Source organism: Halopiger xanaduensis SH-6 (assembly GCF_000217715.1).
In the GTDB taxonomy this organism is placed as follows: Archaea; Halobacteriota; Halobacteria; order Halobacteriales; family Natrialbaceae; genus Halopiger; species Halopiger xanaduensis.
In genome coordinates this window covers 1,854,295-1,872,207 of sequence record NC_015666.1, presented here as the reverse complement: position 1 = coordinate 1,872,207, position 17,913 = coordinate 1,854,295, and the positions used below count along the sequence as shown (strand labels likewise).

Below are 17,913 nucleotides of genomic sequence, written 5' to 3'. Positions count from 1 at the left end.
CTCTATTATCAGACGTGATAACCGACGAAAACGACGGCAAGCGGTCCGTCCGCGCGGCTACCACGATCAGTAGTTACCGGTCACGACCGCGGCCCCGCCGCTAACAAAAGCGTGTCGACGTCGACGACCGGCGTGAGTTCGACGACGACCGGCTCGTCCTGCGGCGCTGCGTCCGTTGCGTCCGCGCTCGCTGCGTCCGACTCACCGACCGAATCGGCGGCCGCCGCTCCCCCGGTCGGCGACACGACCGTCTCCCCGATCCGTTGGGTCGGCCGCCGCTCCTGTTCGGCGAGCACGCTGACCAGCGGGTGCTCGAGCAGATCGGTCTCGAAATCGCGCGACGCGACGTCGTCCGCCTCGAGGAGGTTGCGCTCGGGAACGGACTCGACGTCCAGAACCTCGTCGACTCGGATCGCCGCCGACTGGTCGTCGGCGCCGCGATCGAAGACCAGCAACTGCTCGCCGCCGGCGCCCGCTCCGTGTTCGTCCGTCGGGAAGTGCACGGACGGATCGATCACGGCCGTGATCTCGCCGCGGAGGTCGGTAACGCCCTCGACCGCCGGCGGCGTTCGCGGGACCGACGTCAGTTCGTCGGGGAGGTCCGTCGTCGTGCGAACCTCGTCGACGGGGACGGCCAGTCGGTGCTCGCCGACGGTAAACAGCACGAGCCGCACGAGGTCTTCCTCGTCGTCGGACTCGTCGGACCGTTGCTGCGCGCGGTCGTCACCGTCGATATCGATGCCGAGAAGCTTGTCGGGGAGGTCCGGGGCCATGTATCCGTTCGTGTATCCCAGTCCAGTGATAAAACGTTGACTCCCGCGGCGACGGAGCAGGCGTGTCCCGCAGCCGCAGCCAGTCGTGCCACTGTCGAAACAGGAGACGGCGAGACGCACAACGTTTATTTTCGGGTCTTTCCATGGTGAGAGCGAATACGATGACCTCCCCTGTCGACCGCGCGGACCCTGACCCCGGCCCCGACGCAGCCGCCGATGACGGTGCGGACGCCGTCGACGACGACCGGCTGACGGTCCTCACCTTCTCGCTCGCGTCCGAACGCTACTGCGTCCGCACCGACGCCGTCGCCTCCGTCCTCGGCCTCTCCGAGACGGCGCCGCTCGAGGACGCCGACGACCCCTGGAACGCGGGGACCGTCACCGTCCGCGGCGAGCGCGTTCGCGTCGTCGATCTGCCCCGCGTGTTCGCCGCGGAGCGGACGCGGGAAACGGCCGCGCGGATCGACGATCCGATGCTGCTGGTCATCGACGAAACCGACGAAACCGGCGCCTACTACGGCTGGCTGGTCGACGGCGTCGACGTCACGAGAACGGTTCGAATGGCCGACCTCGAGTCGACGCGGGCCGACACGAAACACGTCGACGGACGATTCGTCTTCGAGGACGGGAGCGCGATTCTACTGGACGAGACGGCGATTCACGGCTAGAAGAGCGGACCGCCGTGCCGACGCGAGCGATTATCGCATGCCGGGCGGCGGGCCGTCGTCCGAATCGTCGATATCGATGTCGAAGCCCATCTCCTCGCGCTGTTCCTGCAGTCGTTTGATCTGCCGGTAGTAGTACGCGATGCCGGCGCCGCCGAGCAGCACGACCGCACCGATCAACCCGGCGAACAGCGGAATGTCCCGGGTCTGGTAGTATCGCAGCGAGAGCGGGCTATCGACGTTCTCCCAGGTCAGCCGCTCGCGATCGTCGACGATTTCGCGCTCGTAGCCGCCGGGGCTGACGTCGCCGAACAGGAAGTTCGACGTCCGGTGGCCCTCCGGCAGGGTGACCCGGTAGGATCCTTCGACGTAGGCCGGCAGCTGGAAGGTTCGCCGGCCCGCGTCGCCCGAGAACGCGAGCGTCCCGTTTCCGTCGGGCACCCGGACCTGCGTGCTCGAGCGGTCCTGCTCAACGTTGAGTTCGGAGCCGGTCACTTCCGTCCCGTTGGGGTACCAGTACCGGACGCCGCGGACGTCGAGCGCCTCGTCGCGGTAGAGTTGCGACCGGTACAGCGACAGTTCCTCGGTGTCGTTGAGGTCGTAGACGGCGCGGAACTCGCCGTCGCTGATGATGCCGCCGCCCTCGACGTCGACCGTGACGTTGGCCTCGCTGTCGCGCAGATCGTCGTAGCTCGCGTTCTGATCGAGTTGTTCGTCGGAGATGCCGCCGAAGAATCCCGTACAGCCCGCTGTACCGGCGAGCAGTCCGACTGCGAGCACCGCGAGAACGAGCCGGCGATTCATGTTAGGGAACGACGCAGCGCAGTTCCGCCGGGAGGTACTCGCCGACGCTGGCCAGCAGCCCCGGCGGGTCCGTATCGTCGGTACAGATCACGCTCTGCTCGAGGAGTCCGAGCCGTTCGACGGTGACGTAGTCCTGGGCGTGGCCCGCGCGGTTGAGCGTCGCGCGGACCTCCGCCCGCGTGGCGCTGTTGACGTTGAGCCGCCCGTCGCCGCGGGTCCACTCGAAGAGGCGGTCGACTTCCTCGTCGGCGAGGGTCGACGCCTCGCCCTCTCCGCCGTAGACGAATCGCAGCGGCACGTGCTGGACGAGTCCGAACCGCTCCCGAATCTGCGTCGGGGAGCCGGGACCCAGATCGAGTTCGTCGGCCGGAATCCGCACCGCTTGTCCGGCGTCGAGGACGAACCCCTCGTCGTCCCACGACTCGAGCGTGCCGACGTAGGTTTCGCCGGCCTCGAGATCGGGGACGATCTCGCCGAACTCCTCGCGGAGGACGTTGCGCGCGACGGTGGCGTCCTCGCCCTCGATCGTGACCGAGGGGAAGTCGTCGTGGCGCACGCCGAGTTCGAACTCGACTTCGAGGTCGCCGATCTCGTTGTTCACCAGCGACCGCAGCGAGTCGAGCGATCGCTCGCGGGCGTCGCCTTCGACGTACAGTTTGGTTGCGAGTACGACCATTCGATTAGGCGTCCGCGCCGTCGATGTTGAGTTCCTCCTCGAGGGCCTCGAGGCGCTCGTCCATCGCGTTGACGAGCCGGTCGTTGTCCATCGATTCCAGCGGCGAGCCGCACTCGGGGCACTCGAAGCCGAAGTCCATGGCTTCGCCGAACTCGAACCGGATCGAACAGATCTCACAGAGGTAGAACTCGTGGTTCCGTTCGTACTCCTGGCGCTCCTCTAAGGCGTCGTGGAGCCGGTACATCTCTTCCTCTAAGTTCTCCGGAATGTTGTCGTACTCGAAGGTCCAGAGGTAGGTGAGCCAGCCCGAGTCCTCGTCGCGCAGGCGGCGGTAGCTGGCGAGATCGTTCTCGTAGAGAATAAACAGCGCGCGCCGCACGTCGTTCAACTCGAGGTCGAGCTCCTCGGCGAGCTCCTCGTCGGTCACTTCGCCGTCCGGCGGGGCCGCCGCGACGGGCATCCCCTTGGGACCGACCAACTCGTGCAAGTACTTCTGGATGACCGGGTCCTCGAGCAGGTCCTCAAAAGCCATTACCTACGTGTAACGGCATGTGGCCATTAAGTCTTGCCAACTGCCCTGCTCCGTGCGGTAGCTACCGATCGCTATCCGTGTGCGACGCAGATTCGGGCCGGCGGTGCTACTCGATATCCTGGTCGTCCTCGAGGTCGTCGCCGCCTTCCGGTACCTCCCAGCCGATCGAGACCGTAATCTCCTCGCGATCCCCGCCGAGCATCGGCGAGCGCTCCTCGACTTCGATATCGTACTCGAGCGTCGACGCCGGTGTCAGGGTCAGCAGTTTGTTGCCGACCTGTACCTGTGCGGGGCCCTGGCCGCGCAGTTCGGCGGCCAGCTCTTGCACCAGATCGGCGGCCTCGTCGCGCGTCACGTCGTCCTGATACGTGGTCGTCTCCGCCATGGTGACAGCCCCAACGACCGGCTACAAAGAAGTTCGGACGGACCCCCGCTCGCGTTCCGCCACGGCGGTACGTTTAGGGGCGATCGTGTCGTACGAAGAACACGTGCTCCAGCAGGTCGTCCCCTGGATACGCGAGCGGTACGATCCGGTCGATATCGGCGTTTCGATCGCTGTCGCGGGCCTCTTCTCAGCGGTCGGGTTTTCGACCGATCTGATCGCGCTCTTTCTCGCACTCGTCGTAGTCACGCCGATCGTCGAGACCGTCCTCGAGCGGTTCGATCCGCCGCCGGGGCTCGCGTGGACGGCCTTCGGCCTCGCCTGGCTCGCCGCCGGTGTCGTGCAACTGCGAGCGCGCAGTCCGTGGCTCGGGAGCGCCCTCCTCGCGATCGGCTGCTGGATCTGGCTCGACGGGCTCTACAGCTGGCAACACGGGGGATCGGCCGATGCGGACGCTCGAGGGGCCACTGCGGACGCGGACGCCGACACTGATACCGACACCGACGACCCGTCGCGAGCCGAGGTCGCCCGCATGGCGGGACACAATCGCCGCGTGACGAAGGCGCTCCGCGACGCCGATCGGCCGTTGACGACGGCGGAATTGCGGTCGCGAACCGGGCTGAGCGAAGCCGATCTCGAGCGCGTGCTTTCGGAGCACGCTCGCGGCGAGTCGGGACCGATCGACCGCGTCGGCAACGGCTACGTCCTCGACGAGAGCGATACGGGACTCGTCCCGTTTCTCCGGGCCGCCGTTCGGTTAGTCGGCGGGCGATTGCTCCGACCGTTCCGGCTGCTGCGCCCGTCCGGGTGAGACCGAATCGACCGCGCGTTCTCGTCGGACGCCGCCGTCCTAGCCGTCGCCGCTACCGTCTTTTTCCTTCGGGGCGTCGTCCGCTTCGGAGTCCTCACCGTCCGGGTCAGGTCGCGGGAGCGCCCGGCGGGGCCGCGGCGGAACGAGGTAGCTTCCCCAGCGCCGTACCCGGAGGTACCGGAGGATACCGTTACCCTGACGCGGACCGAGCCCGTACCGGCCGAACTCCTCGCCGAGCATCGCCTCCCGGACGCGGGTAAACTCCGACATTTCCCGTTGCAGGGAGACGAAGTGGACGCCGCAGACGTCGTCGTCGGTCGTGTTCACGTCCCGTCGGAGCAGCGTCGGCGTCCCGTCGTCCCGGGCTCGAGCGAGCTTCTGTGCGTGGCCGACGACGCCCTCGTCGCGAGCGTGGTCGCGGACGTCGTCGGCGACCGACGCGACGCCGGTTTCGGTCCCGAGCCGCTCGCCGACCTCGCCGACCGCCTCCCGTTCGGCGTGTGCGGGGCTGAACAGCCGCGCGACGCGTTGCTCGTGGTCGCTCTCGTCGTACCATACCTCGAGGTCGAGCTCGAGGGTTTCGAAGTGCTGCGTCGAGCCGCCGGCGAACGGCCCCTCCCGGATCGTTACCCGGTCCTCGGTCGCCTGGCTTTCCCGAAAGCCGGATCGAAACCCCATGAAGAACGGCGCTTCGTCGGGTACCGGCTCGCCGTCGGGGATGCCGTCCAGCCCGTCCTGTCGATCGGCCGGCAGGCCGGGCCCGACGAAGCCCGTTCGACGGGCCGTCCGGTCGAAGACGCCCTCGAGCGACGCCGACAGCGAACGGCCGTTGAGCCGGTCGCGATCGCCGAACAGGGCCTGTTCGACGGCGAGTACCGCCGCGCCGTCGTCGCTCGCGAGGTGCAAGAGCGCGTCGTTCGTGTCGACCGTCACGTCGCTCTCGGCGGTGAGCGCGAGGATCGGCTCCGGCTCCGGAAGGTCGACGGCGTCGCCGAGGGGCGCGTCGAACCGATCGAAGTACGCGGGGGTGTACCCGAGCGTGAAGAGGACGCCGTCGGGGCCCCACGCGATCGCTTTCTCGACTTCTCGCAACGCCGTTCGCACGGTTTCGCGGGCCGTCTCGTCCGGCTCCGCCGAGAGCGACAACCCGAGGAAGACGTGGTGTTCGGGCGGGCTGACGTTCCCGTCCCGATCCTCGTGGAGCGCGTCGTTCCAGGCGTGTTGTCGGTCGGGGAGCGACGACGGCGCTTCGACGCCGGCGGGTGCCTGCAGCGTCGTCCCGTCCTCGAGACAGCCGACGAGCGCGGCGCTCGCGCCGGCCGCGACCGCCGCGCGGACGAACGCCCGTCGCGATCGGTCCGGTGTCGTGTCGTCTGTCATATCGGCGATCCAGTCTCCCCAGAATATTAGTATCCTGACAGCTCCATCCGCCCTTTCGTGACGAAGTTCGACGTTCCCGACGGGTGGGGCATCTGACCGATCGCTCCGAGCATGAGCAGCCAGACGATGACCCGTTCGCCCTGGATCGGCTGGTCGTCGACGTACTGTGCCGGGTGATAGTGGCGAGAGGGAATCTCCTCGTCGTACAGCCGCTGGGCCTGATACTCACCCGGCCCGATCTCCGACTCGTCCCGTCTGACGACGACGAGTTCCTGATCGTCTCGGAGCGGAATGTCGATCGTTTCCGTCCCGTCGGGGTTACTGAACCGGGCGATCATCCCCGGCTCGCCCTCGAGGTAGAACTCCGATTCGGGCGTCGTCCACTCGTCCCCGTCGAAGAGTTCCACCGCGACGCCGTCCGTGGTGCCGGGCGTGATGTCGATAGCCTTGGCCGACGTGTAGTGTTGGACGACCGGCTCCTCGTAGGAGCCGTTCTCGCCGTACGACTCGGCGGATTCTTCGACCTTCCGAACGAACTGCGTGACGAACCCCGGGCCGGCGCGTCGGAACACGGGCAGCAGGACGCCGTCCGAGTAGAACTCGTACGCGAGATCGTAGTTGTACGGGCCGAAGCGGAACCCGGAGTGAAAGTCGACGCTCTCCTGACCGATCGCGCTCGAGTGGAAGTGACTCTTGAGTTGGAACCCGGTCGGCGTCTCGCCGCGGGCCGGAAAGTCGAGTTTTGCGAGCATCCCCGGGCCGCCAGGGTTCGACGAGTGGATGTCCCAGAAGAGGAGATCGCCGCTGAACACCGTGTCGTCGTCCGGGAAGTACCACTCTCGCGTGTTCCGCCCCTCCCGCGGCGGGAGGTAGTACCCCGTGAACGTGTACGGCGTGTCCATCGCCTCGAATACCGGGCTCCCCTGGAACGACGCCGCGACGGTTACCCCCTGGGTGTCGGCGGGCGTCCACTCGATCTCCCACCCGTCCTGTTCGAACGACTCCGACGGCGGTTCGATCCGGTGGTACCCCTCATTGGCCGTGTAGTACGGGCGCTGTTCGGTCGGTACGTCCGGGACGGCCTCGAGCACCGATTCCGAGGCCGGTTCGATGGACGCGGCGAGTTCGTACGGCGGAAACTCCACGGCGTGGTCGAGCACCGCGGCCTCGATGATCTCGGGGTTTTCGGGGTCCGAACCGTCGATAAACGCGCTAATTATCCGTACTTCGTCGCCGTCCTTTACGTGCAGGACCGCGGTGCCGCCGTAGCCGTGTCGGAGCTCCGCCTGGCCGAGCCCGGTGTACCCCCCGGTTGCGCCCTTCCACGAGGGATACCAGTCCCGTTCGCTCAAGTCGCCGAAGGCGTCGCGGACCACCTCGAGGTCGTGGATCGCCTCGCCGATCACCATCTGGCCGGGCGTCTGGGTCACCGTCCACTCGACGTCCTGGGGGTCGGTGATCTGGAGGGCGACGATCTCGTCGCGACGGCGGTCGACGAGTCCGTAGACGGTTCGTCGGTTCTTCGCGGTCACGTCGAACTGGGCTTCCTCGCCGTCGGGAAACCCGTCTACCTGAACGGTCATGTCCGTCGGTCCCTGGAGACTAATCGTCTCGAGATGGTTCGTGAGCACTTCATACGCTTCGAATCCGCCGACCCAGTCGGTGACGATGTCGTTGACCGCCGGATCGGACAGCAGCGTCTCGATCGCCTGTCGCTTTCGATAGGCGTGCATTCGCTCGTAGTTCCGGTTGGAAAACTGCCGGACGGAGGCGAAGTCGGCAGTTTCCATCCGGAGTGCCGGGACGTCCACCGTCGGCGGTTCGTCCGTCGACTCCGAGGCGTTCTGTGATTCCTGGCCCCGTCCGAACTCGCTACACCCTGCGATCGCTGCGCTGGCGCCGCCGATCGCGGCCAATTTCAAGTATTTTCGGCGAGTGAACGCATCGTCCTCCGTCACAATACGGACCGCTATTCCGTTCTAGTACAGATGCTTTGGGGGGATCAACAACCCGTGAAAATCACCACCTCGTGGCCGTCGGAACCGAGAGCACGGCTGCTGCGACGCGAGGCTGTTCCGGACGTCGAATACCGAAAAAGCGGCGAGTCGACTAGTCGGACGCGTCTTCCTCCCCTGCCGGTTCGACGCGCTTGCCCGTCTCCATCGGAATTACCGTGCGGTCGGCGCCTTCCCACTCCTGCTCGAGTTCGCGGCCTTCGAACAGCCGGTCGAGGAAGACGGCGAGGCCGGCCACTTCGGAGTGGGGCTGGTTCGTGACGCCGACGTTCCAGTCGGCTTCCTCGTAGACGTCGAAGGGGACCTTCTCGGAGCCGACGACGATCAGTAGCGGCTCGCCTTCGTCGTCGCCCTCGCTGTCGACGTCGCTCTCGCTTTCGTCCCCGTTCGAGCGGGCTGCCCGAATGTCGTCTTCCACGTCCTGCACGCGCTCGCCGTACATCGTGAGGTGGACGACTCGGCCCTCCCAGTTGCGGATGAGCGCCTTCGGCGAGTCCGTCAGTTCGGCCTCGAACGGGCCGCCGAAGCGGTCGGTGATATCGGCGACGGTCTCGAGCGACTGGCCGGCGTTGTCGGGGAACCAGACCCGGTCGGCGCCCAGCGCGCGGGCCGTGAGGCCGACATGGGTCGTCATCCTGTCGTCGCGTCCGGGCCGGTGGCCGAGCCGGAGGACGGCGACGTCGGGTTCGTCGTGCATGCTCGTACCCACTCCCGGGCGCGGTTAGGGGGTTTCGTTTTCGCGGTCAGCGGACGCCCGACGGCGCGCTTCGGTGACAGCGGCCGTCGCCGCACCCGTTCATTTCGCTCGAGTATCATTATCCGGCTGCGGGTGCAGCACAACCTATGGAGAAAGTCAACGAACGCGACCTCGAGTGGCAGGCGTACGATCGCGAGGAGACGACGTTTCGCCGGAAGGAACTCTCGAACGCCGTCGACGCCGACGAGTTGGGCTGTAGTCTCTACGAACTCCCGCCCGGCACCCGCTCGTGGCCCTACCACTACCACACGGCGAACGAGGAGGCGCTGTACGTGCTGGCCGGCGACGGACAGCTACGGACCGACGACGGTCCCGCCCCGCTGACGGCGGGCGACTACGTGACGCTGCCGGCGGACGCGAGCGGCGGCCACCGCGTCGTCAACGACGGCGACAAACCGCTGCGCTATCTGGCAATTTCGACGATGAACGAGCCCGACGTCACCGTCTACCCGGAGATGAACAAACTCGGCGTCTTCGTCGGCTCGCCGCCCGGCGGCCGGGACGAGCGGTCGCTCGAGGGCTATTACGATATGGACGACGACGTGCCGTACTGGGACGCGTAGTGGTGAGGCGATCGCCCAACGGGTTCATGTCACAGGTGCAGCGGCGAAAGCGCCCCGCTCGAGCGCGCCGATAGGCTTTTTCCGGTGCGTGCGAGATAGTCGCACAATGATCGCCGTTACTGCTGCCGATGGGAGACGGAAACGGGAACCGGACCGGGTGAGCGAGCGATGAGCGGCGTCCGCGAGTGGCTCCAGACTGCCCGCGAGGAACGGTGGGGAATCCTGACGGATCTGGCCTTCGCCGTCGTCTGGGTAACGATCGTCGAGACCATCAACTACCTGCTCGGCCCGCCGACGCTGGTGTACTACACGCTCATGCTCGCCGGGATCGTCGCCTACTTCGGATTCGTGTGGAACTTCGAACTCGCAACCGAACGCCAGAAACAGTAGGGATCGAGCGTCGGTCCAGCGCTGCTATCGTTCTCCGCGCCTGTAATTCGTCTCGATAGGTCGCGTTGAAATCCCTAATTGGTGATCGGTTGTCGAAGCCGTGCTGAATACAGGGCGCGAATGTGCCATAAGCCGAAGGCGGATTCACGAGGAGGAGCGAACGGTCAGTAGAGGCGAACAATAGACTACATCAACCAACAGGGACAAGGTTCAGCGGCTATCAGAGGTTCGTATGGGCGATTCTGACGATCTACCGGGTTCTGATTCAGAGATGGTCGTGAGCCGTGGTGAAACGTACAACCACGCCAAACATGGCCAAGTTGAAGTTACAGGAATTTGGAAAGGTGTTGAGAATATTGATAAAGCCCGACATACTGATGAGAAGGATGTGGTCATTATCCGGTACTCAGCTGAAATCAACGGAGAGGAGGTGGATGAACTCACAGATCCGCTGGACGAATTTCTCCAGTCGATCAAATAATCCGGTTTCTCCCCGACTGTTCTTGGCCACAAAATGTCCCGGTCAGTTCGTCCGTTTCTATTTCGGGAAAATTACGGAGATGAAGGGATATAGTGGTGCATCCATCCTCTGTATTCAGCACGGCGTTCTTGATCGTGATCAGTGAGATTCTGTACCATACCGTTATTTGCTTGTCCTGTACTAATCTGCGTGATCTCTCCAATACGAGATGAAACGAAATGCGATGAGCTGCTCACTACAAGGGAAGCAGAGAACGACCTCAAGCACCTCATCACTGATCCCACTGTTGGTGTTGAGACTCACCTACAATCGAGGTATGGTCCAAGAAAGCAGGCATCCACGAACAACGGCGTCACGAGCACTCGGTCGTAGACCTTTCCCGGTGGGAGCCACTGGTACTGACAATGGCTACTGAGGCGACGTTCACGGTTCCGTCCGACCAGTTCCCGCTGGGGACAGTGTTCAACCAATTGCCGGACGTGACGGTTGAGCTTGAGCGCATTATCCCCGCACGGGACGTAGTGATTCCCTATTTCTGGGTACGGGGAACCGAAGTTGATGACATTGAGAGCGCGTTCACCGAGCATCCCGGCACGAAAGAGATTCGACTCGTGGACTCCGTCGAAGACGAGTATCTGTTACGAGTCGAGTGGGCAATGGACTACGACGACGTGCTCACCGTACTGGCGGAGACGGAGGTACCGCTCATCGAGGCCACCGGTACGAACCACCAGTGGACGTTCGAGATCCGCGGTGACGACCGAAGCGACATCGCCGAATTTCAACAACGCTGTCGAGAACTGGACATCCCGACCACGCTGACAGAGTTGCACGCGCTCACACCGGTCGAAACGGGGACCGAAGCCGCCCTCACCGACACCCAGCAAGAGGCGCTGGTACTCGCCTACGAGCGTGGCTACTTTGAGTCCCCTCGTGAGGCCACGCTAGAGGTGCTCGGTGAGGAGCTTGGCATCTCACAACAGGCCGTTGGATCCCGCATCCGAGGTGGGATCAACCACATCCTCGGGAGTACGCTCTCCGCTGTCGAATACCGATCTTGATCGGCTACGTAAAAGCGGTTTGTATATGAAAAAGCCAGTGTGATTGGCGTCAGTCGTCTGCACTACAGATAATGAGTGAGGCTTCCTCCGCCTTCGATTCGGTCCTCGACCTCTGTCAACACCAACATCGTCGGATCGTGCTGGGGATACTCGCAGCAGAACAGCGGTCGCTAACGCTGAATGACCTTGCGCAAACCGTCCTCAAGTACAACCATCAGACGTCAATTACAGAGGTCTCTGAGGACGTACTAACCGAGATTCACCTCTCACTCCATCACGTCCACCTTCCAAAGCTAGCTTCGGAAGGGATTATTACCTATGATCCGGACCGACAGCTCGTCGAACCGACCGAGCAGTTTGAGCGGATACAGCCGACCGTGTCTACGATCGTTGATGTTGACCCCACACTTGAAGCGCCGATCGAACTCTAACGTCGATCAACCGCTCTCCATTCTGGTCTGGTGCCAGACCGTTCCATTGAGGGAATGAGGGCGACGAACAATACGCACGTATACTGAGCAGTTGGGCTTGTGAAGCTCTCTGTCTTCTACGACACAGGTGCCAACGTTCAGTACAGACGGTATATCTCTCGGACGGGGTTGACCAGTAATTGTCCCAAATAGATTGGTAATCAGGTTTTTCATATCTGAGATACTATTCAGACTGCAGGATAAGTGACGAGTTTCTCGGTTTCCTCATCATGACTAACCACGACAACTTGGATGAAATAATCCCCGTGTACAAAGTCGATTTAGAGGCCACCGATCAATCAACGAGTGCCATAGTGATCCAAACCATCACAGAGTTGACTGGACAGGAGCCGGACGAACTCGAACCATTGTGGGACAGCGTGGATCCGGAAGCGCTGGATTCGTTTGTTGCCCGCGCTGAGGAGACCGAAACCCCGTGTCGACTTGCCTTCGAGTATCAGGGATACACAGTGAAGATTGATGCGGATGGCGAGCTTCGAATCGCCCCAAGTGAAGAACCACTACTGATAAACGCGTAGTATTCGAACCGGCTACCGGCGTTTGTTCCCTCACTCGTGAGTCGCGTCCTGTCGAGCAGTCAGTTCGCACGTCTACTGAATGCCCTATCCAGTAGATCCGGCGTGAAACAAACGAACCAGTCGTGCTGAATCCATCCTCTGTATTCAGCACGCGACTTCTAACGGAAACTGGGTAGGTTTCTGCGAGCGTGCTGCATACAAGGCGCGACTGTAGCACGAGATTCGGCTCGATCTGCGAAAGTGGTGATCGTTCAGTACAGAGGGCGGATTTATCGGTCTGTCTCTTTCCAGTCGTCTGGGTCCCCTTCACGGAATTCACCCTTGGCATGGCGCTCACGGGGCCAGAAGGTAACGCCAAGCAGTACGACGTAGAACACACCCACAATGGCAACCACAGCAATCCCGGGGATACGGCCGATTTCAGCGGTTGTCAGCCAGTCTTGGCGCGGCGCGAACGCTGTAATCCTGAAGACCCATGCGACCAGTAGGACACTGAGCAGCGCAAGGTACACACGCTGGAGTCGGTTTGCGAGTGCTTCGGATACCGAGACTTTCAGCGTCGGCCTGCGATAGTCCCTACTTAGTTCCGCCCGCCAGTCGTGACTTTCAGTGCCTTGGGACGGATCGAGGGCGTTTGCGAACAGGTTCTCTTGGATGACTCGAGCACGAGAGCGAAAGACATCGTAGTCCCGGTACCGCCGTGCTTCGATGCCCAGAAAGATAGTGACGACAACGATCCCGATCAGCAAGAGATAGTGCGGGTTATCGGTACTCGAAAACGCCCACGTCAAGATTGCTGCCATCAGCGTCACCGCCCACGTCGTCGTCTGGTCGAGGCGCTGTCGCCACGTCCCCACTCGGTCGATCTCTCCACGATAGACGTGGGCCATCACCGAACCGAGCCCCGTACTGTCGTCAACCATTTCGCGGCCGATCTCCCGCTGGTCTGGTGCTGTTGGGTCGAACTCGTCGTTACTCGAGTCGGTCATAGAGGAGAGACATCTCCTCGCTCCATAAGCGGTTCTGGTGACGGAGTAATCTGAGTGTCATGTCCTGGAGAACACCGAACAGTACGCACGTGTAGTTGCCGTTCAGTACAGGCATTTCACCGAAGGGATAAAATTCGGACAACCAGAGAGCGGAAGTTCAGTACAAGCAGTAGCAGCGAGAAGCACAAAAGGCGGTTTCTACTACTCGAGTCTATGGCGATTGAAGCTTCATTTACTGTCCCACAACCCGAGTTCCCTTTGAATACAATTTTTGAACAGTTGCCAGACGTAACCATTGAATTAGATCGCGTTGTTCCAACGGACGATGCCATCATACCGTACTTCTGGATTCACTCGAAAAATCTTGGAGGGCTCACAACTGATTTGAGTGATGATAAGGGGGTTGATGAGTTCAAAAAGATCGACGAATTAGAGGAGGAGATGCTCGTCCGCATCAAGTGGAATCTCGACCACGAAAGCATTCTAACCGCCATCGTCAACACTGAAGTCACACTCCTTTCCGGACTGGGAGAACAGAAGAACTGGACATTTGAAGTTAGAAGTAGCGATCAAGAGAGTCTCTCCGAATTCCAATCGTACTGCCGGGAGAATGATATCCTCATTGAACTCACCCAACTCCACGCACTCTCGCCACTCAAATCCGATCGAGAATTCGATTTAACCGAGGGACAGCGGTCAGCATTGGTACTTGCCTACTCTCGTGGGTACTTCGATTCGCCGCGAAAAGCCACGCAAGACGATATCGCTGACGAACTCCAGGTCAGCCGACAAGCGGTTTCATCGCGTTTGCAGCGCGGTCTTCGACGCCTCGTAGCAAGCACTCTGATAACGACTCAAGAGTAACTCATAGAGACCCCGTTTAAACGAATGTTGCGCGAGCAAAACTCAGCGTCATCCCAGTGGGACTCCTCTATTCGGGTGATGACTCCTTCCCACAAAGAAATCGGTGCCCTCGGTGCCGTTGAGGCCGTAGGCTCGATGAACAGCGTAGAGTTCGATATAGATGCGAATATCTTCCGGGCAGAGTACGACAGCAGTCGTGATCAGCCGAGTCTTGCAATAGTTGCCGTGGTAGCGGCTGCTGCCAACAGCGATCCTAACGAACTGTCTCCTCTTCATTCTGCGATCGATACAGGGGCTCTCGATGATCTTCTATCGGGAACAGCTACCGACGATCAGAAAAATGTCTGTTTCTCTTTTTCGTATGAGGGATTTGCAGTGACCACATTTAGTGAAGGAACGATTGAAGTTAAACCGATGGAGAACACGTGATCGGAAGTCTCTCCAGGTGATTTATAGTTGACTGAGGAACGGTTCCAGTTGGCTAAGTTTCTCCGTTGGCTCAACGATACTCCGGTCCGAGTCATAGTTGACGATTCCTTTCTCCTCTAATTTTGGAATGTGAACGTGGTGCAATGATATATGAACCTGTTTCACCTGTTCGCTGGAGATCTCGGTTATTTCTGTGTCCTCCTCCTTTTCGACGATCTCGTTACGAAGATCAGTGATAGTTAATGATTGGTCGTAAGTTAGAAGGAGATCAAGAATTGCATGCCGACGTTGGTGAGAGATCAATTCGAAGATTACATCTACCGAAATGTCCTCTACTGGCGTGGCTATTTCCGCTTTTGGAATTTCTCCACTCTCTCTGGTTTCCTCATTCATTGTTCTCCATGGACGAGAGACAGGCATCAATGCGTATAAAGTTCTCCCCCAACCTATTTGAAAATATGTTTCGATTATGTGGGTGAATGCCCTTTTCAGCCAGTTTACACTTACGGGGAGGGGTTGGTTCACTACTTTCGGCGTGAAACAACCAAAGTCGTCGTGCTGAACTTATCCTCTGTATGCAGCACGCCCTTCCCATCAACTTTTGAATGTTTCAATAGGCCTCCAATACCGTCGGCGTCGCTCTTTAGCGTCGCCAAACAAAAACGTCGTCTCGAGTGCCGATACGGCTCAGTCTTCGTCGATGACGAGTACCGGCACGCGGACCGACCGGAGCGTTCGCTCGGTGACGCTACCGAGCAACGCCCGACGGACGCCGGTGCGGCCGTGCGATCCCATGACGACGAGGTCGATCCCGTTATCGTCGACGTAGTCGGCGATCTGGGAGTGGGGTCGGCCCGCCGAGATGTGCTCGACGGTTTCGAGTCCCCGTTCGGCCGCACGATCGGCCACGTAGCCAGTCGCTCGCTCGGCGCGCTCGCGGACCTCCTCCATCTCGCCGAAGCGTCCTTGCTCGATGCGATCGAGCTGTTCACCACCGAGGGTGAGACTCATCGAATCGGTATCGACTACGTATAGGGCGTGGAGCCCGGCTTCGTATTTCTCGGCGAGGTCGATCGCGTGAGCGACCGCCGCCTCGGATGTCTCGCTCCCGTCCGTCGGAACGAGTATTTTCTCGTACATGGGTTCAGTCGTCCGCGGGGGTCTCGCCCCCGTCGGTCACGACGTCTTCGGCGGTCTGTTGCTGTGCCATCGGTTCGGGGCTGTGGCACTGTCTGACGACTCGCTTAGTCTCCATGTCCGGTTCGTCGGTCACCAGCGAGACCGCGATGGTGACGATGAAGACTACCGGCAGGGTGATCAGCGCCGAGCCGATAGCCGGCATCCACTGGGCCAGTCCCGCCGACAGCGGTGCCTCGAGCGAGGATATGTAGGTCGGGACGATCTCGTTGATCATCGGAATCGACCAGCCGACCAGCCCGGTGGTCATCCCCGCGAGGGCGCCCGGACGGTTGGTGTTCTCCCACCACATTCCGAGGAAGAACATCGGGAACAGCACGGAGCCGGCCAGCGCGAACGCGTAGCCGACTAGCGCGGCGATCGACGACGCCGGGTCGAGCGCGGCCAGCGTAGTCAGCGCGCCCAGCGCGACGATCGAGAGGCGCCCGACGAGGATCTGCTGGCGCTGCGTCGCGTCCTCGTTGATGATGTTCGTGTAGATGTCGTGGCTGATCGCCGAGGAGCCGGCGATGAACAGGCCGGCAATCGTCGCGATCGCCGCGGCGATACCGCCGGCAGCAACCAGTCCGACGAACCACTGCGGGAGTTCCGCTAGCTGAGCCGCCAGCACGACGATGACCTCGCTGGCCGCGCTGGCCATGCCGGGATCGCCGTACGTCGCGCGGACGTTCTCCGAGTAGAGACTCGTCCCGAACGCCGCGAACGCGGGGGCGCTCCAGTACAGGATGCAGATGAAGAACAGCCCCCAGACGGTCGACCAGCGGGCCGTCCGCTCGCTTTCGACCGTGTAGAACCGCACCAGCACGTGGGGCAGTCCGCAGGTCCCGACGATCAGCGAGAACGTCGTCGCGACCCACAGGTAGTAACTCGAGGTCGCGAACGGCTCGCTGAACTCTTCGCCGAGGCTGTCGATCAGCATGCCGTACTCGAGCTGGGGCAGGACCGTCGAGTAGCCCTGCGTCCAGCCGACGGCGTAGAGCCCGGCCACGAACGCGATGATGAGGATGGTGTACTGGACGGCCTGGTTCTTCGTCGCGCCCAGCATCCCCGACAGCGTCAGGTAGCCGACGGTGATCGTCATCATGGCGACGACCATCACCTGGTAGCCGTCGAGGCCGGGGATGAGGCCACCGTAGTCGCCGAAGACGTACAGCCCGACGAGGGCCATGCCCTTCGCCTGGCCGATGGCGTAGACGAACCCGATGAGGAACGTCGTGATCGCGGCGATCGCGCGCGCGGTGTCGGAGTTGAATCGGTCGCCGACGAAGTCGGGCGCCGTGTACTTCCCGAATCGTCGCAGTTGCGCGGCCATGAAGATGAGCAGGATGAAGTACCCCGTCGTCCAGCCGACGACGTACACCAGCCCGTAGAAGCCGGCCAGCGCGATCGAGGCCGCCATCCCGAGGTACGACGCTGCCGACATCCAGTTGGCGCCGATCGCCATCCCGTTCTCGACGTTCCCGATCGAGCGGCCGGCGACCCACATGTTCTCGGTGTCGGCCACGCGGAAGACGAACCCGATCGCGAGGAACAGCCCGAGCATCCCGATGACCAGAGCGGCCGGGAGCAACTTGAACGAGATGTCGAGCGACTCCGGCAGGAGACTCTCCTGCAGCGGAACGGCCGGAATCCCCGTCATTCGTCGGCACCTCCGTCGGCGGCGGTCGCACCGCCGCCGCGCTCGGTCGTCTCGACGGTCGCGTGATCGATGCCGTACTTCTCATCGAGCGCGTCCCGCTTGCGCGAGTACCAGAACGAGAGGATCAGCGCGCTCGTCGGCGCGCCGAACGCGACCAGGAAGTAGTGCAGCGGGAAGCCGAGCACCGGCATCTGGGTCGTCATCACGTCCGTCGCCAGGTACGTCAGCGTCACCGGCCCCCAGACGGCGAGTACCCAGATGACAAAGCCCGTCCAGACGATCCGCAGGTGATCGCGCATGAACGGCGTGCTCGGCTTGAGCAGGTTGACCTCCTGACTGAGGTAGTCGGTATTTCGATGGGCTTGGCCGTGGCCGGCCACCCCGCCGTCCGTCTCGAGGTCTCTCGACCCCTCCGGACGGCCATCTTGCGCCTCGTTGCGTGAGTTATTATCTGGCATAGTATCGTGCGTGAATCGTCTTCTCGTGTATGTTATTA

General features: G+C 62.1%; 23 protein-coding genes. 10 read left to right on the top strand and 13 right to left on the bottom strand.

Annotation, left to right across the window (positions count from 1 at the left end):
- Positions 1-80: 80 nt before the first annotated feature.
- Positions 81-773 (bottom strand): chemotaxis protein CheW, encoded by a 693-nt coding sequence (locus tag HALXA_RS09160; protein WP_013880060.1) that lies wholly within the window; start codon positions 771-773, stop codon positions 81-83.
- A 161-nt stretch (positions 774-934) separates the two neighbouring features.
- Between HALXA_RS09160 and HALXA_RS09155 the strand changes: the two genes are divergently transcribed.
- Entirely contained in the window at positions 935-1,441 is a 507-nt protein-coding gene (locus HALXA_RS09155; RefSeq protein WP_013880059.1) for a chemotaxis protein CheW, read from the top strand.
- Positions 1,442-1,471: 30 nt separating this feature from the next.
- On the opposite strand, the gene HALXA_RS09150 is transcribed toward HALXA_RS09155, so the two are convergent.
- The 4 genes from HALXA_RS09150 to HALXA_RS09135 all read right to left on the bottom strand — a co-directional run bounded on the left by HALXA_RS09150 (position 1,472) and on the right by HALXA_RS09135 (position 3,835).
- A complete protein-coding gene (locus tag HALXA_RS09150; RefSeq protein WP_013880058.1) occupies positions 1,472-2,242 on the bottom strand; it encodes a DUF5803 family protein in 771 nt (256 codons plus the stop codon).
- Position 2,243: 1 nt separating this feature from the next.
- Positions 2,244-2,918 (bottom strand): DUF2110 family protein, encoded by a 675-nt coding sequence (locus HALXA_RS09145; protein ID WP_013880057.1) that lies wholly within the window; start codon positions 2,916-2,918, stop codon positions 2,244-2,246.
- Between the two features lie 4 nt (positions 2,919-2,922).
- On the bottom strand, positions 2,923-3,450 hold the full coding sequence (gene tfe / locus HALXA_RS09140) for a transcription factor E (protein ID WP_013880056.1): 528 nt from the start codon (positions 3,448-3,450) through the stop codon (positions 2,923-2,925).
- Positions 3,451-3,556: 106 nt separating this feature from the next.
- Entirely contained in the window at positions 3,557-3,835 is a 279-nt protein-coding gene (locus HALXA_RS09135) for an amphi-Trp domain-containing protein (protein ID WP_013880055.1), read from the bottom strand.
- 85 nt (positions 3,836-3,920) lie between these two features.
- Here HALXA_RS09135 and HALXA_RS09130 point away from each other — a divergent pair, with 85 nt between their 5' ends.
- A complete protein-coding gene (locus HALXA_RS09130) occupies positions 3,921-4,643 on the top strand; it encodes a hypothetical protein (protein ID WP_013880054.1) in 723 nt (240 codons plus the stop codon).
- 39 nt (positions 4,644-4,682) lie between these two features.
- On the opposite strand, the gene HALXA_RS09125 is transcribed toward HALXA_RS09130, so the two are convergent.
- From HALXA_RS09125 to HALXA_RS09115, 3 genes are all read right to left on the bottom strand, one after another.
- On the bottom strand, positions 4,683-6,023 hold the full coding sequence (locus HALXA_RS09125; RefSeq protein ID WP_013880053.1) for a DUF7405 family protein: 1,341 nt from the start codon (positions 6,021-6,023) through the stop codon (positions 4,683-4,685).
- 26 nt (positions 6,024-6,049) lie between these two features.
- Positions 6,050-7,981, bottom strand: coding sequence for a hypothetical protein (locus HALXA_RS09120; protein WP_013880052.1), 1,932 nt, complete (start codon positions 7,979-7,981; stop codon positions 6,050-6,052).
- A 151-nt stretch (positions 7,982-8,132) separates the two neighbouring features.
- Positions 8,133-8,735, bottom strand: coding sequence for a tRNA (cytidine(56)-2'-O)-methyltransferase (locus tag HALXA_RS09115; RefSeq protein WP_013880051.1), 603 nt, complete (start codon positions 8,733-8,735; stop codon positions 8,133-8,135).
- A 146-nt stretch (positions 8,736-8,881) separates the two neighbouring features.
- Here HALXA_RS09115 and HALXA_RS09110 point away from each other — a divergent pair, with 146 nt between their 5' ends.
- The 6 genes from HALXA_RS09110 to HALXA_RS09085 all read left to right on the top strand — a co-directional run bounded on the left by HALXA_RS09110 (position 8,882) and on the right by HALXA_RS09085 (position 12,299).
- Positions 8,882-9,358: a cupin domain-containing protein gene (locus HALXA_RS09110; RefSeq protein WP_013880050.1), complete on the top strand. Its 477-nt coding sequence runs from the start codon at positions 8,882-8,884 to the stop codon at positions 9,356-9,358.
- Positions 9,359-9,526: 168 nt separating this feature from the next.
- The gene (locus HALXA_RS09105) at positions 9,527-9,748 is read left to right on the top strand and encodes a hypothetical protein (protein WP_013880049.1); all 222 of its coding nucleotides are present in this window, start codon (positions 9,527-9,529) and stop codon (positions 9,746-9,748) included.
- A 232-nt stretch (positions 9,749-9,980) separates the two neighbouring features.
- The gene (locus tag HALXA_RS09100; protein WP_013880048.1) at positions 9,981-10,229 is read left to right on the top strand and encodes a hypothetical protein; all 249 of its coding nucleotides are present in this window, start codon (positions 9,981-9,983) and stop codon (positions 10,227-10,229) included.
- Between the two features lie 404 nt (positions 10,230-10,633).
- Positions 10,634-11,290: a helix-turn-helix domain-containing protein gene (locus HALXA_RS09095; protein ID WP_013880047.1), complete on the top strand. Its 657-nt coding sequence runs from the start codon at positions 10,634-10,636 to the stop codon at positions 11,288-11,290.
- A gap of 71 nt (positions 11,291-11,361) precedes the next feature.
- Positions 11,362-11,721: a DUF7344 domain-containing protein gene (locus HALXA_RS09090; protein WP_013880046.1), complete on the top strand. Its 360-nt coding sequence runs from the start codon at positions 11,362-11,364 to the stop codon at positions 11,719-11,721.
- Positions 11,722-11,990: 269 nt separating this feature from the next.
- Positions 11,991-12,299, top strand: coding sequence for a HalOD1 output domain-containing protein (locus HALXA_RS09085; RefSeq protein ID WP_013880045.1), 309 nt, complete (start codon positions 11,991-11,993; stop codon positions 12,297-12,299).
- A gap of 269 nt (positions 12,300-12,568) precedes the next feature.
- Here HALXA_RS09085 and HALXA_RS09080 read toward each other — a convergent pair whose 3' ends face one another.
- On the bottom strand, positions 12,569-13,288 hold the full coding sequence (locus tag HALXA_RS09080) for a DUF2270 domain-containing protein (RefSeq protein WP_013880044.1): 720 nt from the start codon (positions 13,286-13,288) through the stop codon (positions 12,569-12,571).
- A 213-nt stretch (positions 13,289-13,501) separates the two neighbouring features.
- Between HALXA_RS09080 and HALXA_RS09075 the strand changes: the two genes are divergently transcribed.
- Together HALXA_RS09075 and HALXA_RS21035 are read left to right on the top strand one after the other, a co-directional pair.
- Positions 13,502-14,152, top strand: coding sequence for a helix-turn-helix domain-containing protein (locus HALXA_RS09075; protein ID WP_013880042.1), 651 nt, complete (start codon positions 13,502-13,504; stop codon positions 14,150-14,152).
- Positions 14,153-14,230: 78 nt separating this feature from the next.
- A complete protein-coding gene (locus HALXA_RS21035) occupies positions 14,231-14,581 on the top strand; it encodes a HalOD1 output domain-containing protein (protein WP_013880041.1) in 351 nt (116 codons plus the stop codon).
- Between the two features lie 21 nt (positions 14,582-14,602).
- On the opposite strand, the gene HALXA_RS09070 is transcribed toward HALXA_RS21035, so the two are convergent.
- The 4 genes from HALXA_RS09070 to HALXA_RS09055 all read right to left on the bottom strand — a co-directional run bounded on the left by HALXA_RS09070 (position 14,603) and on the right by HALXA_RS09055 (position 17,875).
- Entirely contained in the window at positions 14,603-14,974 is a 372-nt protein-coding gene (locus HALXA_RS09070; RefSeq protein WP_013880040.1) for a DUF7344 domain-containing protein, read from the bottom strand.
- A gap of 294 nt (positions 14,975-15,268) precedes the next feature.
- The gene (locus HALXA_RS09065; protein WP_013880039.1) at positions 15,269-15,721 is read right to left on the bottom strand and encodes a universal stress protein; all 453 of its coding nucleotides are present in this window, start codon (positions 15,719-15,721) and stop codon (positions 15,269-15,271) included.
- A gap of 4 nt (positions 15,722-15,725) precedes the next feature.
- On the bottom strand, positions 15,726-17,417 hold the full coding sequence (locus tag HALXA_RS09060; protein WP_013880038.1) for a VC_2705 family sodium/solute symporter: 1,692 nt from the start codon (positions 17,415-17,417) through the stop codon (positions 15,726-15,728).
- Positions 17,414-17,875: a DUF4212 domain-containing protein gene (locus HALXA_RS09055; protein WP_013880037.1), complete on the bottom strand. Its 462-nt coding sequence runs from the start codon at positions 17,873-17,875 to the stop codon at positions 17,414-17,416. Before HALXA_RS09055 ends, HALXA_RS09060 begins: the two co-directional genes overlap by 4 nt.
- Positions 17,876-17,913 lie beyond the last annotated feature (38 nt).

Excerpts from the sequence above, each read along its gene's own strand:
- HALXA_RS09160 (WP_013880060.1), bottom strand. The coding sequence starts at position 773 with ATGGCCCCGGACCTCCCCGACAAGCTTCTCGGCATCGATATCGACGGT.
- HALXA_RS09155 (WP_013880059.1), top strand. The coding sequence starts at position 935 with ATGACCTCCCCTGTCGACCGCGCGGACCCTGACCCCGGCCCCGACGCA.
- HALXA_RS09150 (WP_013880058.1), bottom strand. The coding sequence starts at position 2,242 with ATGAATCGCCGGCTCGTTCTCGCGGTGCTCGCAGTCGGACTGCTCGCC.
- HALXA_RS09145 (WP_013880057.1), bottom strand. The coding sequence starts at position 2,918 with ATGGTCGTACTCGCAACCAAACTGTACGTCGAAGGCGACGCCCGCGAG.
- tfe (WP_013880056.1), bottom strand. The coding sequence starts at position 3,450 with ATGGCTTTTGAGGACCTGCTCGAGGACCCGGTCATCCAGAAGTACTTG.
- HALXA_RS09135 (WP_013880055.1), bottom strand. The coding sequence starts at position 3,835 with ATGGCGGAGACGACCACGTATCAGGACGACGTGACGCGCGACGAGGCC.
- HALXA_RS09125 (WP_013880053.1), bottom strand. The coding sequence starts at position 6,023 with ATGACAGACGACACGACACCGGACCGATCGCGACGGGCGTTCGTCCGC.
- HALXA_RS09115 (WP_013880051.1), bottom strand. The coding sequence starts at position 8,735 with ATGCACGACGAACCCGACGTCGCCGTCCTCCGGCTCGGCCACCGGCCC.
- HALXA_RS09110 (WP_013880050.1), top strand. The coding sequence starts at position 8,882 with ATGGAGAAAGTCAACGAACGCGACCTCGAGTGGCAGGCGTACGATCGC.
- HALXA_RS09105 (WP_013880049.1), top strand. The coding sequence starts at position 9,527 with ATGAGCGGCGTCCGCGAGTGGCTCCAGACTGCCCGCGAGGAACGGTGG.
- HALXA_RS09100 (WP_013880048.1), top strand. The coding sequence starts at position 9,981 with ATGGGCGATTCTGACGATCTACCGGGTTCTGATTCAGAGATGGTCGTG.
- HALXA_RS09095 (WP_013880047.1), top strand. The coding sequence starts at position 10,634 with ATGGCTACTGAGGCGACGTTCACGGTTCCGTCCGACCAGTTCCCGCTG.
- HALXA_RS09090 (WP_013880046.1), top strand. The coding sequence starts at position 11,362 with ATGAGTGAGGCTTCCTCCGCCTTCGATTCGGTCCTCGACCTCTGTCAA.
- HALXA_RS09085 (WP_013880045.1), top strand. The coding sequence starts at position 11,991 with ATGACTAACCACGACAACTTGGATGAAATAATCCCCGTGTACAAAGTC.
- HALXA_RS09080 (WP_013880044.1), bottom strand. The coding sequence starts at position 13,288 with ATGACCGACTCGAGTAACGACGAGTTCGACCCAACAGCACCAGACCAG.
- HALXA_RS09075 (WP_013880042.1), top strand. The coding sequence starts at position 13,502 with ATGGCGATTGAAGCTTCATTTACTGTCCCACAACCCGAGTTCCCTTTG.
- HALXA_RS21035 (WP_013880041.1), top strand. The coding sequence starts at position 14,231 with ATGACTCCTTCCCACAAAGAAATCGGTGCCCTCGGTGCCGTTGAGGCC.
- HALXA_RS09070 (WP_013880040.1), bottom strand. The coding sequence starts at position 14,974 with ATGAATGAGGAAACCAGAGAGAGTGGAGAAATTCCAAAAGCGGAAATA.
- HALXA_RS09065 (WP_013880039.1), bottom strand. The coding sequence starts at position 15,721 with ATGTACGAGAAAATACTCGTTCCGACGGACGGGAGCGAGACATCCGAG.
- HALXA_RS09060 (WP_013880038.1), bottom strand. The coding sequence starts at position 17,417 with ATGACGGGGATTCCGGCCGTTCCGCTGCAGGAGAGTCTCCTGCCGGAG.
- HALXA_RS09055 (WP_013880037.1), bottom strand. The coding sequence starts at position 17,875 with ATGCCAGATAATAACTCACGCAACGAGGCGCAAGATGGCCGTCCGGAG.